At 58.3% G+C, this 14,920-nt stretch carries 15 protein-coding genes and 1 riboswitch; of the genes, 8 read left to right on the top strand and 7 right to left on the bottom strand.

Annotated elements, in window-relative coordinates; translation table 11 throughout:
- Positions 1 to 77: 77 nt before the first annotated feature.
- Positions 78 to 1,505, top strand: coding sequence for a bifunctional D-glycero-beta-D-manno-heptose-7-phosphate kinase/D-glycero-beta-D-manno-heptose 1-phosphate adenylyltransferase HldE (gene hldE / locus ACVWZ0_RS19190; protein WP_253458203.1), 1,428 nt, complete (start codon positions 78 to 80; stop codon positions 1,503 to 1,505).
- Positions 1,506 to 1,594: 89 nt separating this feature from the next.
- Here the strand turns inward: hldE and ubiK are convergent, their stop codons facing one another.
- Entirely contained in the window at positions 1,595 to 1,894 is a 300-nt protein-coding gene (gene ubiK, locus ACVWZ0_RS19185; RefSeq protein WP_253458205.1) for a ubiquinone biosynthesis accessory factor UbiK, read from the bottom strand.
- Between the two features lie 147 nt (positions 1,895 to 2,041).
- A riboswitch (FMN riboswitch) is annotated at positions 2,042 to 2,194 on the top strand.
- A gap of 107 nt (positions 2,195 to 2,301) precedes the next feature.
- Here ubiK and ribB point away from each other — a divergent pair.
- Complete coding sequence (ribB, locus tag ACVWZ0_RS19180; RefSeq protein ID WP_253458206.1) at positions 2,302 to 2,958, top strand: 3,4-dihydroxy-2-butanone-4-phosphate synthase; 657 nt, start codon at positions 2,302 to 2,304, stop codon at positions 2,956 to 2,958.
- A 205-nt stretch (positions 2,959 to 3,163) separates the two neighbouring features.
- Here the strand turns inward: ribB and zupT are convergent, their stop codons facing one another.
- On the bottom strand, positions 3,164 to 3,928 hold the full coding sequence (gene zupT, locus ACVWZ0_RS19175) for a zinc transporter ZupT (protein ID WP_253458209.1): 765 nt from the start codon (positions 3,926 to 3,928) through the stop codon (positions 3,164 to 3,166).
- A 191-nt stretch (positions 3,929 to 4,119) separates the two neighbouring features.
- Between zupT and ygiD the strand changes: the two genes are divergently transcribed.
- Complete coding sequence (gene ygiD, locus ACVWZ0_RS19170; protein WP_253458212.1) at positions 4,120 to 4,902, top strand: 4,5-DOPA-extradiol-dioxygenase; 783 nt, start codon at positions 4,120 to 4,122, stop codon at positions 4,900 to 4,902.
- 13 nt (positions 4,903 to 4,915) lie between these two features.
- On the opposite strand, the gene ACVWZ0_RS19165 is transcribed toward ygiD, so the two are convergent.
- The 3 genes from ACVWZ0_RS19165 to tolC all read right to left on the bottom strand — a co-directional run bounded on the left by ACVWZ0_RS19165 (position 4,916) and on the right by tolC (position 8,372).
- Complete coding sequence (locus tag ACVWZ0_RS19165) at positions 4,916 to 6,076, bottom strand: glutathionylspermidine synthase family protein (RefSeq protein ID WP_253458217.1); 1,161 nt, start codon at positions 6,074 to 6,076, stop codon at positions 4,916 to 4,918.
- A 2-nt stretch (positions 6,077 to 6,078) separates the two neighbouring features.
- The gene (locus ACVWZ0_RS19160) at positions 6,079 to 6,747 is read right to left on the bottom strand and encodes a DUF1190 family protein (RefSeq protein WP_253458220.1); all 669 of its coding nucleotides are present in this window, start codon (positions 6,745 to 6,747) and stop codon (positions 6,079 to 6,081) included.
- Positions 6,748 to 6,890: 143 nt separating this feature from the next.
- Entirely contained in the window at positions 6,891 to 8,372 is a 1,482-nt protein-coding gene (gene tolC / locus ACVWZ0_RS19155) for an outer membrane channel protein TolC (protein WP_253458223.1), read from the bottom strand.
- A gap of 214 nt (positions 8,373 to 8,586) precedes the next feature.
- Between tolC and nudF the strand changes: the two genes are divergently transcribed.
- The 5 genes from nudF to parE are packed head-to-tail and all read left to right on the top strand — an operon-like array spanning position 8,587 to position 13,028.
- Positions 8,587 to 9,222, top strand: coding sequence for an ADP-ribose diphosphatase (nudF, locus tag ACVWZ0_RS19150; RefSeq protein ID WP_253458226.1), 636 nt, complete (start codon positions 8,587 to 8,589; stop codon positions 9,220 to 9,222).
- Positions 9,219 to 9,644: a DUF1249 family protein gene (locus ACVWZ0_RS19145; RefSeq protein WP_253458229.1), complete on the top strand. Its 426-nt coding sequence runs from the start codon at positions 9,219 to 9,221 to the stop codon at positions 9,642 to 9,644. The genes nudF and ACVWZ0_RS19145 overlap by 4 nt, the downstream gene beginning before the upstream one ends.
- Positions 9,645 to 9,681: 37 nt before the next feature.
- Complete coding sequence (cpdA, locus tag ACVWZ0_RS19140) at positions 9,682 to 10,506, top strand: 3',5'-cyclic-AMP phosphodiesterase (RefSeq protein WP_253458233.1); 825 nt, start codon at positions 9,682 to 9,684, stop codon at positions 10,504 to 10,506.
- A 1-nt stretch (position 10,507) separates the two neighbouring features.
- On the top strand, positions 10,508 to 11,086 hold the full coding sequence (yqiA, locus tag ACVWZ0_RS19135; protein ID WP_125287208.1) for an esterase YqiA: 579 nt from the start codon (positions 10,508 to 10,510) through the stop codon (positions 11,084 to 11,086).
- A 46-nt stretch (positions 11,087 to 11,132) separates the two neighbouring features.
- The gene (gene parE / locus ACVWZ0_RS19130) at positions 11,133 to 13,028 is read left to right on the top strand and encodes a DNA topoisomerase IV subunit B (protein WP_253458236.1); all 1,896 of its coding nucleotides are present in this window, start codon (positions 11,133 to 11,135) and stop codon (positions 13,026 to 13,028) included.
- 46 nt (positions 13,029 to 13,074) lie between these two features.
- On the opposite strand, the gene ACVWZ0_RS19125 is transcribed toward parE, so the two are convergent.
- Both ACVWZ0_RS19125 and ACVWZ0_RS19120 read right to left on the bottom strand, forming a co-directional pair.
- The gene (locus tag ACVWZ0_RS19125) at positions 13,075 to 14,082 is read right to left on the bottom strand and encodes a transketolase family protein (protein WP_253458239.1); all 1,008 of its coding nucleotides are present in this window, start codon (positions 14,080 to 14,082) and stop codon (positions 13,075 to 13,077) included.
- Between the two features lies 1 nt (position 14,083).
- Positions 14,084 to 14,917, bottom strand: coding sequence for a transketolase (locus ACVWZ0_RS19120; protein ID WP_253458242.1), 834 nt, complete (start codon positions 14,915 to 14,917; stop codon positions 14,084 to 14,086).
- Positions 14,918 to 14,920 lie beyond the last annotated feature (3 nt).

The raw sequence follows: 14,920 nt of genomic DNA, 5'->3' as shown, positions 1-14,920 counted from the left end.
GCAATGGGCGCGATTGACGGCATGTGCTATCATCGCGCGCACTATTTTTTGACTGACTGCAGCCTGGAGTATCTGGAATGAAAATGACGCTGCCCGATTTTAACCGTGCGGGTGTTCTGGTTGTTGGCGACGTGATGCTGGATCGCTACTGGTATGGCCCAACCAGCCGTATTTCCCCTGAAGCGCCGGTGCCGGTGGTTAAGGTGGACAACGTGGAGGAGCGTCCCGGCGGGGCGGCCAACGTGGCGATGAATATCGCTTCGCTCGGCGCCAGTTCCCGTCTGGTCGGCCTGACCGGCGTGGATGATGCGGCGCGCGCGCTGAACGACGCGCTCACCGGCGTTAACGTGCAGTGTGATTTTGTTACCGTCGCCACGCATCCTACCATCACCAAGCTGCGCGTGCTGTCGCGCAACCAGCAGCTGATCCGTCTGGATTTTGAAGAAGGTTTCGGGGGGATCGACGTTGAGCCGCTGCATCAGCGGATCCGCGAGGCGCTGCCGTCCGCAGGCGCGCTGGTGCTTTCCGATTACGCCAAAGGCGCGCTGGACAGCGTGGAAAGCATTATCGCCATCGCCCGCGAGGCGAAGGTACCGGTGCTGGTCGATCCGAAAGGGACCGATTTCGAGCGCTATCGCGGTGCGACCATCCTGACGCCAAACCTTTCCGAATTTGAAGCCGTCGTCGGCAAGTGCAAAGACGAAGCGGAGATTGTCGAGCGCGGCATGGCGCTGATGCAGCAGTTCGAGCTGTCGGCGCTGCTGGTGACGCGTTCTGAAAACGGCATGACACTGTTGCAGCCGGGCAAAGAGCCGGTGCATCTGCCAACCCAGGCGCAGGAAGTCTATGATGTGACCGGTGCGGGCGATACGGTGATCGGCGTACTGGCCGCCGCGCTGGCCGCAGGCAACACGCTGGAAGAGAGCTGCTTCCTGGCTAACGCCGCCGCAGGCGTGGTGGTGGGCAAGCTGGGAACGTCAACGGTTTCGCCAGTCGAGCTGGAAAACGCCATTCGCGCACGGCCCGAGGCCGGTTTCGGCGTGATGAGCGAGGCGCAGCTGAAAGAGGCGGTGGCGCTGGCGCGTCGTCGCGGCGAGAAAGTGGTGATGACCAACGGCTGCTTCGATATTCTTCATGCCGGCCACGTCTCCTATCTGGCCAACGCGCGCAAGCTGGGCGATCGCCTGATCGTCGCGGTCAACAGCGATGCATCCACCAAACGGCTGAAAGGCGAGAGTCGTCCGGTCAATCCGCTGGAAAACCGGATGATCGTGCTGGGCGCGCTGGAAGCGGTCGACTGGGTGGTGGCCTTTGAAGAAGATACGCCGCAGCGGGTTATTGCCGATATCCTGCCGGATCTGCTGGTAAAAGGCGGCGATTACAAGCCGGAAGAGATTGCGGGCAGCAAAGAGGTGTGGGCAAACGGCGGCGAAGTGCGCGTGCTGAACTTTGAAGATGGGATCTCCACCAGCAATATCATCAAGGCCATTCAGGCGAAAAGCTGATGAGGACGCGGGCAAAAAAGGCCCGCCCTTAAACGACAAAAGGCGCCGGTTGAACACGGCGCCTTTTTTAAACGGTTTCGCCTTCGGCGTTACTGCATATCTTCCGTTTTCAGCACTTCTTTCGGCATATCCGCTTTCGGCGCATCCACGCCACGGCTTTCCAGCTCGGCGATACGGGCTTCCAGCGCGGCCAGCTTTTCACGGGTACGCAGCAGCACCTGCGTCTGCACGTCAAATTCTTCGCGGTTAACCAGGTCCAGCCGGGTCAGCTGTGACTGCAGGGTCTGGCGGATTTTCTTTTCGACATCATCGCCAAACTCACGGATCCCTTTTGGCATAGAGTCATGAACCTGACGAGCAAGTTGTTCAATTTTTTTCGGGTCAATCATGGCGGCTTCCTGATAGCGGCAAAGTTTCGTTAAGTGTAATGCCATAACCACAAAGGTTAAACCCAAAAACGTGAAAGCGGCAAAATGGCTAACGATTTGCTTATTTTGTTCGTTGCCCTGCTTTTTTTTCGGCGCTATAGTAATCAGGCTTATTCTCAGGGCGGGGCGAAATTCCCCACCGGCGGTAAATCGGCTACGGCTGAAAGCCCGCGAGCGCTTCAGATCTTCCTGGTCTGAAGGTCAGCAGATCCGGTGTAATTCCGGGGCCGACGGTTAAAGTCCGGATGGGAGAGAGTAACGTATCCTGTCGGGTCTACGCCCGCCACGCCGTTATTTTTTGTCGCTGCAAGACACTCCTAAGCTCGCCCTGGTTCTGGTAACCCATATTACACAAAGGATTATTTACCATGAATCAGACGCTTCTTTCTGAATTTGGCACGCCTGAACAGCGTGTGGAACGCGCTATCGACGCGCTGCGCAATGGCCGTGGCGTCATGGTGCTGGATGATGAAGATCGTGAAAACGAAGGCGATATGATTTTCGCCGCAGAAACCATGACCGTCGAACAAATGGCGCTGACCATTCGTCACGGCAGCGGCATTGTCTGCCTGTGCCTGAACGAAGAACGTCTCCGCCAGCTGGAACTGCCGATGATGGTAGAGAACAACACCAGCTCTTTTGGCACCGGCTTTACCGTTACCATTGAGGCGGCGAAAGGCGTGACCACCGGTGTTTCCGCTGCGGATCGCATCACCACCATTCGTGCGGCCGTGGCCGATAATGCTAAACCAAGCGATCTGCACCGCCCGGGCCACGTGTTTCCTCTCCGCGCTCGTGAAGGCGGCGTGCTGACGCGCGGCGGCCATACCGAAGCCTCTATTGATTTAGTGACGCTGGCCGGTTTCAAACCTGCAGGCGTACTGTGCGAGCTGACCAACGACGACGGCACGATGGCCCATGCGCCTGAAGCCATCGCCTTTGCGAAACAGCACGCGATGCCGGTGGTGACCATTGAAGATCTGGTCGCTTACCGCCGCAGCCGTGAAACGCGTCAGGCAAGCTAAGCGCATTGCCGCGCTTCTGTACGCATAGCTAACGTCGTGCAGGCGCGCGGCGCGAGAGTTTTCGCGCTGCGGTTTTTTGCGCATCCGCTTCTCCGTTCCACTGGCCTGACAGCGCCCGCCTGGCCCGATAGCGTCTGCTTTTGGCATAACTGGCCCAATGGGCGCTGGTTTCCACGTGAGGCAAAATTTGCCTCACCGTTCGTCTTTAGCTCAGGCCGGCGCTTTCCAACAGCGTCAGGCTCAGCCCCATTACCGTCATACCGCAGAGTACGCCATAGCTGGGATTCACATCCGGCGCGATATCGCGCGCCAGCGGCATCAGCTCGTCAACGGACAGCGCCACCATGATCCCGGCGACGGCGGCCATAACCGCGCCCATTACCAGCGGTGACAGCCATGGCCCCATCAGCATGAAAGCTATAAGGCCGCCGGCGATCTCTGCCATGCCGGAAATCCCTGCCCAGAACAGCGCCTTCTTTTTCGATCCTGTTGCGGCGTACATCGGCCCGGCGACGGCCAGCCCTTCGGGAATATTATGAATGGCTACCGCCAGCGCAATGCCCATCCCCAGCTCCAGATCGCTGCTGGCGGTCACAAAGGTTGCGATACCTTCCGGGAAATTGTGCAGGCTGATGCCAAGCGTCAGCAGCAGCGCGGTACGACGTAGATTCTGCGGCGATTTACCGCCCATCAGATCCTGGGGATGGTGGTGCGGCAACAGCTTGTCCAGCGCAAAATAACCGAGCAGGCCGACGATAAACATGCCATAGCCCAACAGCGGCGACATCCCCTCCGCCTTCAGCGCGGCGGGCAGCATCTCCATCAGCGAAATCAACAGCATAATACCGGCGGCAAAGCCCAGCGCAAAAGCCAGCGCTCGCGCCGACGGCTTTTGGCCGATAACGCCCAGGAAGGCCCCGATAAAAGTGGCGCCGCCGGCCAGCAGAGTCAGCAGTAAAGGTATGGACACAAACGTCTCTCCTGTTCCCGAAAAAGTATAGCCTTTGCTATACATTAGCAGAGAAAAAGTACGCGTAACGTCAGGAAATGTCATTTCCGATCCATCAAAATTCCTGACGATCTTCATCATGCTTATCCGGCTTTCCCGGCGCTAAAAAGAGCGTAACGTATTCGGTATCGCTTTAATGTCCGGAGAGAGTTATGAAATCACTGATGCCCGCGCTTTTTCTGGGCCACGGCAGCCCGATGAACGTGCTGGAAGAAAATGCCTATACGCAAAGCTGGCGCGAGCTGGGGCAGAACTTGCCGCGTCCGAAGGGAATTATTGCTGTCTCCGCCCATTGGTATACGCGCGGAACGGCGGTGACCGCGATGGAAAAGCCGCGCACCATCCACGATTTTGGCGGTTTCCCGCAGGCGCTGTTTGATACCCGTTACCCTGCGCCCGGTTCGCCTGCGCTGGCGAAAGAAATAGCGGACGCGCTGGCACCGGTCGAGGTGGTGCAGGATCAGGCGTGGGGGCTGGATCACGGCGCCTGGGGCGTGCTGATAAAAATGTATCCGCAGGCCGATATCCCGGTGGTGCAGCTTAGCGTGGACGGCACCAAACCCGCCGCTTACCACTTTGCGCTGGGCCGTAGGCTGACCGCGCTGCGCGAACGCGGCTATATGATTGTCGCCAGCGGCAACGTGGTGCATAACCTGCGGATGGCAAGCCGGGACGACAGTGCGAAACCGCACGGCTGGGCTGTCTCATTTAATCACTACGTGCGTGAGCATCTGGCGTGGGAAGGGCCAGTGGAAGATCATCCACTGGTTAATTTTATGCAGCATGAGGGTGCGGCGCTTGCTAACCCAACGCCGGAGCATTATCTGCCGCTGCTTTACGTTCTGGGCGCGCGGGAGCCGGGCGAAACCATTTCCGTGCCCGCAGACGGGCTGGAAATGGCAGCAATCAGTATGCTTTCGGTACGGGTAGGATAAGATCCGCCAGAACCTATTCGATAAAGGTATGCGGGTAGAATCGGGAGAGATCCTGGGTGATCAGGTCACGATCTTCGCGCAGGCCAATACCGGCTGGCCGATCGTCAATCAGCCAGCTGCCGATCAGCGTATAGCTGTCGCCAAACTTCGGCAGCGGATGGAACTGCTGCACGATCATGCCTTCTTCGCCATAAGGGCCGTCCACGCGGGCAATCTCTTTGCCGTTTTCCACGATGCGGATGTTAGCGCCCTCGCGTGAAAACAGCGGTTTGACCACATATTTATCCATCGCCGGCACGTTATCTTCTGCAAAATAAGCGGGCAGCAGATTAGGATGATTGGGAAACATTTTCCACAGCATCGGCAGCAGCGCCTTATTGGAAATAATGCTTTTCCACGCCGGCTCCAGCCAGCGCACGCCGGCATCGGCCAGCTTGGTGGAAAACGTCTCGCGCAGCATGAACTCCCAGGGATAAAGCTTGAAAAGGTTGCCGATTACCTGGTCATGCACGTCGGTAAACTGGCCTTTTTCGCCCAGGCCGATTTCGTCGATATAGAGGAACTCGCTTGGTAGCCCTGCCTCCGTCGCGCAATCCTGAAGATACTGCACAGTGCCGCGATCTTCATCCGTATCGCGGCAGCAGGCAAAGTGCAGCCAGCTAAAGCCGTGCTGCTGATGCAGCGCCGCAAAGCGGTCGATCAGCTTCTCCTGCAGGCTGTTGAACTGATCGCTACCGGCCGGCAAATTGCCCGCGCTAAGCTGATCTTCCAGCCAGATCCACTGAAAGAAAGCGGCTTCGTACAAGGAGGTCGGCGTGTCGGCGTTGTTTTCCAGCAGTTTGGCATCCGTCTGCCCATCCCAGGCCAGATCCAGCCGGGAGTAGAGCGAAGGCTGGCTGGTCTTCCACGAGGTGCGAACAAAATCCCAGGTATGTTTCGGGATGCGGAATTTCGCCAGCAGCTCCTCGCTGTTGACCACTTTGTCCACCACCTGCAGGCACATCTGATGCAGCTCGCCGGTTACCGCCTCCAGCTTCTCGATTTGTGCCAGCGTAAACTGATAATAAGCGTCCTCGCACCAGTAAGGCTCGCCGTGCATGGTGTGGAAGCGAAAGCCATATTCGGTGGCTTTTTCACGCCAGTTGGGACGTTCTGCAATCGCCAGACGCTGCACGCTTAACCTCCGAAAGACCGGCTGGAGCCGGACGTTGCGCTGCTGCGCTGCATAGTGGACTGCTTCGCCACGCTTTCGCCAAAGCCGCCGCGCGTCACGGTGCTGGTGGTGGCCGGTTTCGGCGCCAGCGCGGTTTTCGGCACGGTCATGGTGCGGCCCGGCGTCGCGGTGCCAAAGCTTTTTCCGCTGGCGTCAACAAACTGGCCTCTGGCCGGGCTGTTTGGCGAGCGCGAGGTAAACAGCGGCTGCTGGGCAAAGCCTGCGCCCCCGCCCATCAGGCGACCCATCATATAACCGGCCATCAGCGGCATCCAGAAGCTGCCGCTCTGCTGGGATTCGGCGTTGGTGGTGCCGACGCCGGCCTGCGCGGGTGCCTGCTGGCACTGGCCTTCGCCGAACTCCGCCACGCAGTCTTCACGAGTCGCGTATTTCGGCGCGGTTTTTTCCGCCTCTTTTTTGGCGTTGTTGTAGGCCGTGGTGCACTGTTCGCTTTTGCCAGGATTGGCGCTGGAGCAGTCGTCCGCATTTTGATAAAGCGAGACGGTTTCGTCCGATTGTTCGCAACCGGCCAGCATAAATACGGCGGTTACCGCCAGCGCTACCGGAGTGAGGTGGCGTGCGCTCCAGCTTTTGCGAAAGGAGGCATGATTAATTTTTTTTGTCCGTTTCATGACATTCTGTCCTGAGCCCAAAGGTAATGCTTAGAATAGGGGAACGGCGGTGGAAATTGAAGCAACGAGCGGCAATGTGAAGGGGATCTTTACTTAGCTATACGTTTGAAAGTAAAAGGGGCAGCCAGGCTGCCCCAAAATGCTTAATGGCGGAACGGATTACCGCTGGCCGGCGCGGAAGCCTGAGCCGCCGCCGGTGCCGCAGCACGCTGCACGGCAGGCGAGGCCGCCGTTTGCGCACCGTTTGCCGCTGCATCCTGCTGGGTGTTTTCCGGCGCTACCGCTTCTGGTGAAGTTGGGACTTCTTTACCCAGGCGGCTGTTCAGCATCTGCAGATCCTGCTCGTTCAGCGTACCCAGAGCCGATTTAATATTCAGCTCGTTGATCATGTAGCTGTAGCGCGCGTTGGAAAGCTGCTGCTTGGCGTTATATAATGTGGTGGTCGCATCCAGCACGTCAACGATGGTGCGCGTACCTACCTGATAACCCGCTTCCATTGCATCCAGCGAGCTTTGCGCCGAAACCACGGCCTGCTTGTAAGCATTGATGCTGCTGATGGACGCATTCACGTTGTTAAAGGATGAACGCACGGTCTGTACCGCGGTACGGTGTGCGCTTTCGAGCTGCTCGCTGGCGGAAACAAAAGCGTACTGCGACTGTTTCACCTGCGAGGTGACCGAGCCGCCGCTATACAACGGCAGCGTGAAGCTCAGGCCCACCTGGTTGTTGCCGCTGATGCTGTCCTGATAGGCTGCGCTGTTGGCGCGGCTGCCGCCATATTTGTTGTTCGACAGGCCGCTTTGCGCAGTCAGATCCAGCGTTGGCATATGGCCGGTTTCCGACAGGCGGATCTGCTCACGCGCCAGATCCTGGTTCAGACGAGCGGAAAGCAGGCTAAGGTTGCGGCTTTCGGCTTCCTTCAGCAGCGCGTTGACCGGCTGCGGTTTTTCCGTCTGGAAGCTGTCGACGTTCAGCGAAGCCAGGCTCAGATAGTAGTTGCCCGTGACCTGACGCAGCGTTTCCAGATTATTATCCAGATTGTTGCGGGCCGTCACTTCGTTGGCCAGCACGCTGTCGTACTGCGCACGCGCGTTTTGCACATCCGTAATCGCCACCAGGCCGACGTTGAAACGCTGCGTGGTTTGATCCAGCTGACGGTAGATCGACTGTTTCTGCGCTTCGGTATAAGAAAGCGTGTCGATGGCGTTTAATACGTTAAAATAAGCGGTAGCGGTGTTGAGGATCAGATTCTGCTGTGCGACCTGGTAGGTAACATCCTGTACGCCTGCCGTTTTTTCCTGCAGCGTCAGCGCGCGCCATTTCGACATATCGAAAATGGTTTGCGTCAGCTGCAGTGTGCCGCTGGTCGTGGTGCTGTGCAGACCGCTGCTGTCGCGATAGCCGTTGCTGTAGGTATAATCCGCACCCAAACCTAACTGAGGCAGTAAAGGGCTGCGCGCTTCGTTGATTTTCTCAAACGCGGCATCGCGATCGGCTGCAGAACTGCGAAGATCGGGGTTAGACAACCGGGCCTGCTGGTAGATCTGCAACAGGTTTTCCGCCTGGCTGGCGACGCTGAAGCCGCCCAGGCCCAGGCCGATAAGTAAAGGGAGCAGTTTCTTCATTTGCATTCCTTGTTATGCAGCAATATTGCTATGGTAGCGCTGTCGTAAGCCAAAAAAATTATCGCCGATTCTACCAGAGTAAATGAAAGAGATAAGTTGGCTGAAAGTGCCATGTTGCCACAATTTACTCAATTTAATCATTAAGAACTACACTCTGGGCGGATTTCAGCACTCTTTTCCCGCTTTCGCCACCACCCTTACAGGAGCGTAAACCGTGAGCAGCGACAAAAAATACCCGGTGACTTTCACAAAAAACGATGTAGAAATTATTGCACGTGAGCCGTGTTATAAAGGTTTTTTTTCACTCACTCGTTATCGCTTTCGCCATCGGCTGTTTAACGGCGGCATGAGTAAAGAAGTCACCAGAGAGGTTTTTGAGCGCGGCCATGCCGCCGTCCTGCTGCCTTACGATCCGGTGAGCGATCGGGTGGTATTGATTGAACAAATCCGCATTCCCGCTTTTGACAGCAGCCCAACGCCCTGGCTGTTAGAATTGGTGGCCGGTATTATAGAGCCGGGCGAAACGCCGGAAGACGTTGTCCGGCGCGAAGCGGTAGAAGAAGCCGGGATCAAACCCGCCCGCGTGAAGCCGGTGCTTAGCTACTTAGCCAGCCCCGGCGGCACCAGCGAGCGGCTGGAGATTCTGGTAGGCGAAGTGGATGCCAGCGTGGCGCAGGGAAACCACGGTCTGGAGGAAGAGAATGAGGATATTCTTGTGCATGTGGTCAGCCGCGAACAGGCTTACCGCTGGGTGGAAGAGGGGAAAATAGACAACGCGGCCTCCGTCATCGCTTTGCAATGGCTGGAGCTGCATCATAAAAAACTAAGAGACGAGTGGAAAAACGAATGATAAAGCGCTACGTGCCTGATTTCCCTGAAATGATGCGGCTGTGCGAAACCAATTTCGCGCAGCTGCGTCGGCTGCTGCCGAAAGAAGATCGGGCGGGCGAGTCAGTCACCTGGCAGGTCAACGATGCAAGTTATACGGTGACTATCCAGGAATCGACGCGTTACACTACGCTGGTGGAAATCAAACAGACCGCGCCCGCCGTCAGCTACTGGAGCCTGCCCGCCATGTCCGTGCGGCTCTACCATGACGCAATGGTGGCGGAAGTGTGTTCGACACAGCAGATCTATCGCTTCAAAGCGCGCTATGATTATCCGAATAAAAAGCTGCATCAGCGTGACGAAAAGCATCAGATAAACCAGTTTCTTGCAGACTGGCTGCGCTACTGTTTAGCGCATGGCGCAATGGCCGTTCCGGTGTGGTGAGCCTCTGCCGTGACGGCATTAACCCTAAGGATTGTGATTGGATAGCCTGTTAAAACTTCCTGTGGCGAATGGTCGGGCAAGGGTATTACAGATAACGGACACCCATCTTTTCGCCGGTAAACATGAAACGCTGCTGGGCGTGAACACCTGGGCCAGTTTCGATGCGGTGCTGCAGGCGATTTCCGCCTGTGAAGAGCCGTTCGATCTGATCGTCGCGACCGGCGATCTGGCGCAGGATCACAGCGTGGAAGCCTATCAGCATTTCGCTGAGGGCATCGCGCGTCTGCCCGCGCCGTGCGTCTGGCTGCCGGGCAACCACGATTTTCAGCCTGCGATGTTCAACACGCTGGCCGAAGCGAAAATCGCTGACGAAAAGCATGTACTGCTGGGCGAGGAGTGGCAGATCGTGTTGCTGGACAGCCAGGTTTTCGGCGTGCCGCACGGCGAGCTGAGCGACTATCAGCTGGAATGGCTGGACAAAGCGCTGGCGAAGGCGCCGGAGCGCCATACGCTGGTGCTGCTGCATCACCATCCGCTGCCGTCGGGCTGCACCTGGCTCGATCAGCACAGCCTGCGCAATTCGCATATGCTGGAGGCCGTGCTGCAGCGCTATCCACTGGCGTCGACGCTGCTCTGCGGGCATATTCATCAGGATCTGGATTTGAACTGGAACGGACGCCGCCTGCTGGCGACGCCGTCGACCTGCGTGCAGTTCCGACCGCACTGCACCAACTTTACTATCGATTCCGAAGCGCCGGGCTGGCGCTGGCTGGATCTGTATGCGGATGGCCGGGTGGAAACCCGCGTTGAGCGCCTGACGACGCGCGCCTTCAGCCCCGATCCCGACTCCGAAGGATACTGAGATGGCCACGCTGATCTACCTGCACGGTTTCAACAGCTCGCCGCAGTCGGCTAAAGCGACGCAGTTCCGGCAGTGGCTGGCCACGCGGCATCCGGAAATCCAGGTTATTGTGCCGCAGCTGCCGCCTTACCCGGCGGACGCGGCGCTGATGCTGGAAAGCCTGATCATGGGATTATCGGGCGAAGCCGTGGGGATCGTCGGCTCGTCGCTGGGCGGCTACTATGCGACGTGGCTCTCGCAATGCTTCATGCTGCCAGCGGTGGTGGTCAATCCTGCGGTGCGGCCTTTTGAGCTGTTGGTGGATTATTTGGGTCTGAATCAGAACCCGTACACCGGGCAGCAATATGTGTTAGAGTCACGCCACATTTACGATCTGAAAGTGATGCAGATTGACCCGTTAGAGTCGCCGGATTTGCTCTGGCTGCTGCAGCAAACGGGCGATGAAGTGCTCGATTACCGCCAGGCTGTAGGCTACTACAGCGCCTGCCGTCAGACGGTTGAAGAGGGCGGAAATCATGCTTTTATCGGATTCGAACGCCATTTCTCCCCGATCCTGGACTTTTTAGGCCTCGCTGCCTGAAGCGGGACGTGGGGCTCACTCATTTACAGCCATCAAGATTGATACAATGACTCAGTCCAGCTATAACGCTGATTCCATTGAGGTACTCAGCGGCCTTGAACCCGTTCGCCGCCGTCCGGGCATGTATACCGATACGTCGCGTCCTAACCATTTAGGTCAGGAAGTGATCGACAACAGCGTGGATGAAGCGCTGGCGGGCCATGCCAAACGCGTCGAAGTGATCCTGCACGCCGATCAGTCGCTGGAAGTGATTGACGACGGTCGCGGTATGCCGGTCGATATCCATCCCGAAGAAGGCGTACCGGCCGTTGAACTGATCTTCTGTCGCCTGCATGCGGGCGGCAAATTTTCTAACAAGAACTACCAGTTTTCCGGCGGCCTGCACGGCGTGGGCATCTCGGTGGTAAACGCGCTGTCGACGCGCGTGGAAGTCACCGTGCGCCGTAATGCCGAAGTGTATGAAATGGCGTTTGAAAACGGCGACAAAGTGCAGGATCTGCACGTCACCGGCACGGTCGGCAAACGCAACACCGGTACGCGCGTACGCTTCTGGCCGGACCCGTCGTTCTTCGACAGCCCGCGCTTTTCGGTATCGCGCCTCAGCCATCTGCTGAAGGCGAAAGCGGTGCTTTGTCCGGGCGTGGAAATCGTCTTTAAAGACAAAGTGAACAATACCGAGCAAAGTTGGTGCTACGCCGACGGCCTGACGGACTATCTGGCGGAAGCGGTTAACGGCCTGCCGACGCTGCCGGAAAAACCTTTTGTCGGCTCTTTTGCCGGCGATATCGAAGCGGTGGACTGGGCGCTGCTGTGGCTGCCGGAAGGCGGCGAGCTGCTGACGGAAAGCTACGTCAACCTGATCCCGACCATGCAGGGCGGCACGCACGTCAACGGCCTGCGTCAGGGCCTGCTGGATGCGATGCGCGAGTTCTGCGAATACCGCAATATTCTGCCGCGCGGCGTGAAGCTGTCGGCGGAAGATATCTGGGATCGCTGCGCCTACGTGCTGTCGGTGAAAATGCAGGATCCGCAGTTTGCCGGTCAGACCAAAGAGCGACTCTCTTCCCGCCAGTGCGCGGCCTTCGTCTCTGGCGTGGTGAAAGATGCCTTCAGCCTGTGGCTGAACCAGAACGTGCAGGCGGCGGAAATGCTGGCCGAGCTGGCGATTTCCAGCGCCCAGCGCCGGATGCGTGCGGCGAAAAAGGTGGTGCGTAAAAAGCTCACCAGCGGCCCGGCGCTGCCCGGCAAGCTGGCGGACTGTAGCGCGCAGGATCTGAACCGCACGGAACTCTTTCTGGTGGAAGGGGACTCCGCAGGCGGATCGGCCAAGCAGGCGCGCGATCGTGAATACCAGGCGATCATGCCGCTGAAAGGCAAGATCCTCAACACCTGGGAAGTCTCTTCGGACGAGGTGCTGGCGTCACAGGAAGTACATGATATTTCCGTCGCTATCGGTATCGATCCCGACAGCGAAGATATGAGCCAGCTGCGCTACGGCAAAGTCTGTATCCTGGCCGATGCGGACTCCGACGGCCTGCATATCGCTACGCTGCTTTGTGCGCTTTTCGTGAAGCACTTCCGCACGCTGGTGAAAAACGGGCACGTCTACGTGGCGATGCCGCCGCTTTACCGTATCGATTTGGGTAAAGAGGTTTACTACGCGCTGGATGAGGAAGAGAAAGCGGGCATTCTGGATCAGCTGAAGCGTAAAAAGGGCAAGCCGGGCGTGCAGCGCTTTAAAGGCCTGGGCGAGATGAACCCGCTACAGCTGCGTGAAACCACGCTGGATCCCAATACCCGTCGCCTGGTGCAGCTGACCATTGACGACGACGACGTGGAACAGACGCTGGCGGTGATGGATATGCTGCTGGCGAAGAAACGCTCGGAAGATCGCCGCAACTGGCTGCAGGAAAAAGGCCATATGGCGGAAATCGAGGTTTAATCCTGCCTGAACTCGGCCCCGAAGCGCAACGCTTCGGGGCTTTCCGTTACCCTTCCAGCCAGCTTGTAATCTGCGTAACCATCGCCGCCGTCGAAATGCCGTAGCGATCGTGCAGCGTCGGCAGCGCGCCCGCCGCCAGAAACGCGTCCGGCAGGGCAATCTGTCTGAATTGCGGCGTCACGCCGTGCCGCATCAGCGTCGCCGCTATCGCTTCGCCCAGCCCGCCGGTAATGGAGTGGTTTTCCGCCGTGATCACCAGCCGGTTCTCGTTCACCGCTTCGCCCGCCTCGCGCAGGATGGTGGCCTCGTCCAGCGGCTTGATCATCGGCGAATGCACCACGCCAACCTCGATGCCTCTTTTCTCCAGCGCTTCTGCGGCTTCCAGCGCGCGCATGGTCATCAGCCCGCTGCTGATAATCACCGCATGTTTGCCGCTGCGCAGCCGTTGCGCCTTGCCGTGGCGATACTGATAGCCATATTTATCCAGCACCAGCGGCACTTTGCCGCGCAGCAGGCGCATATAGACCGGGCCGCTATGCTCGGCTATGGCGGGCACCGCCTGGCTGATTTCCAGCGCGTCGCAGGGATCGATAATGGTCAGATTCGGCATCCCGCGAAAAATAGCCAAATCCTCGGTCGCCTGATGGCTCGGCCCGTAGCCGGTGGTCAGGCCAGGCAGCGCGCAGGCGATTTTGACGTTCAGGTTCTCTTCCGCTATCGCCATACAGATAAAATCGTAGGCGCGGCGCGAGGCAAACACCGCATAGGTGGTGACAAAAGGCGTAAAGCCTTCCCGCGCCATGCCCGCTGCGGCGCTCATCAACAGCTGCTCCGCCATGCCCATCTGGAAAAAGCGTTCCGGGAAGGCTTCGGCAAACAGATGCAGATCGGTGTATTTGCTCAGATCGGCCGTTAAGCCAACGATATCGGTGCGCTGGCGCGCCAGCTCTACCAGCGCATGGCCGAAAGGGGCCGACTGCACGGGCTGACCTTCTGCGGCGATGGAGGCGATCATGGCTGACGTGGTCAGGCGTTTCTTTGTTGCGGTAGTCATGTTATTCCCCTTGCTCAAGCGCGGTGAGGGCTTTGTCCCATTCGTCGGCATCCACGCGGATAAAGTGCGTTTTTTCGCGCGTTTCCAGGAAAGGCACGCCTTTACCCATTTTGGTATCGCAGATAATTACGCGCGGCTGCGGTTCAGCCCAGGCGCGCGCGGCGTCAAAGGCGGCGGTCAGCGCGGCGATATCGTTGCCGTCCACGCGCTGCACGTGCCAGCCAAAGGCCCGCCAGCGATCGACAATCGGCTCGAACGCCAGAATTTCCGAACTGTGGCCGTCGGCCTGTTGATTGTTGACGTCGATCAGGGCGATCAGGTTATCCAGCCGCCAGTGCGAGGCCGACATCGCCGCTTCCCAGGTCGAGCCTTCATTCAGCTCGCCGTCGGAAAGCAGGTTATAAACAAAGGAAGCGGAGCCTTTGCTTTTCAGCCCCAGGCACGCGCCAACCGCAATGCCTAAGCCGTGCCCAAGCGAGCCGCCGGTGATCTCCATACCGGGCGTATAAGCGGCCATGCCGGACATCGGCAGGCGGCTCTCGTCGCTGCCATAGGTTTCGCGCTCGGCCTCGGGCAGCACGCCCGCTTCCAGCAGCGCGGCGTACAGCGCAATAGCGTAGTGGCCGATAGAAAGGTAAAAACGGTCGCGCGCTTCCCATTCCGGCTCCTCAGGACGAAAATTGAGCGCGTGAAAATAGCTGACGGCCAGCAAATCGGCAGCGCCTAACGCCTGGCCGATATAGCCCTGACCCTGAACCTGTCCCATTAACAGCGCATGACGACGGATATTGTTTGCGCGCTGTTTGAGCGTAAGTGTGGCAGAAACGCTGTTCATCTT

The organism is Erwinia sp. TECH1 (assembly GCF_054057575.1).
This window is presented reverse-complemented; position numbering and strand designations above follow the sequence as displayed.

What these genes read in the sequence shown, in the direction of transcription:
- hldE (WP_253458203.1), top strand. Translation starts at nt 78, where the DNA reads ATGAAAATGACGCTGCCCGATTTTAACCGTGCGGGTGTTCTGGTTGTT.
- ubiK (WP_253458205.1), bottom strand. Translation starts at nt 1,894, where the DNA reads ATGATTGACCCGAAAAAAATTGAACAACTTGCTCGTCAGGTTCATGAC.
- ribB (WP_253458206.1), top strand. Translation starts at nt 2,302, where the DNA reads ATGAATCAGACGCTTCTTTCTGAATTTGGCACGCCTGAACAGCGTGTG.
- ygiD (WP_253458212.1), top strand. Translation starts at nt 4,120, where the DNA reads ATGAAATCACTGATGCCCGCGCTTTTTCTGGGCCACGGCAGCCCGATG.
- ACVWZ0_RS19160 (WP_253458220.1), bottom strand. Translation starts at nt 6,747, where the DNA reads ATGAAACGGACAAAAAAAATTAATCATGCCTCCTTTCGCAAAAGCTGG.
- tolC (WP_253458223.1), bottom strand. Translation starts at nt 8,372, where the DNA reads ATGAAGAAACTGCTCCCTTTACTTATCGGCCTGGGCCTGGGCGGCTTC.
- ACVWZ0_RS19145 (WP_253458229.1), top strand. Translation starts at nt 9,219, where the DNA reads ATGATAAAGCGCTACGTGCCTGATTTCCCTGAAATGATGCGGCTGTGC.
- yqiA (WP_125287208.1), top strand. Translation starts at nt 10,508, where the DNA reads ATGGCCACGCTGATCTACCTGCACGGTTTCAACAGCTCGCCGCAGTCG.
- parE (WP_253458236.1), top strand. Translation starts at nt 11,133, where the DNA reads ATGACTCAGTCCAGCTATAACGCTGATTCCATTGAGGTACTCAGCGGC.
- ACVWZ0_RS19125 (WP_253458239.1), bottom strand. Translation starts at nt 14,082, where the DNA reads ATGACTACCGCAACAAAGAAACGCCTGACCACGTCAGCCATGATCGCC.
- ACVWZ0_RS19120 (WP_253458242.1), bottom strand. Translation starts at nt 14,917, where the DNA reads ATGAACAGCGTTTCTGCCACACTTACGCTCAAACAGCGCGCAAACAAT.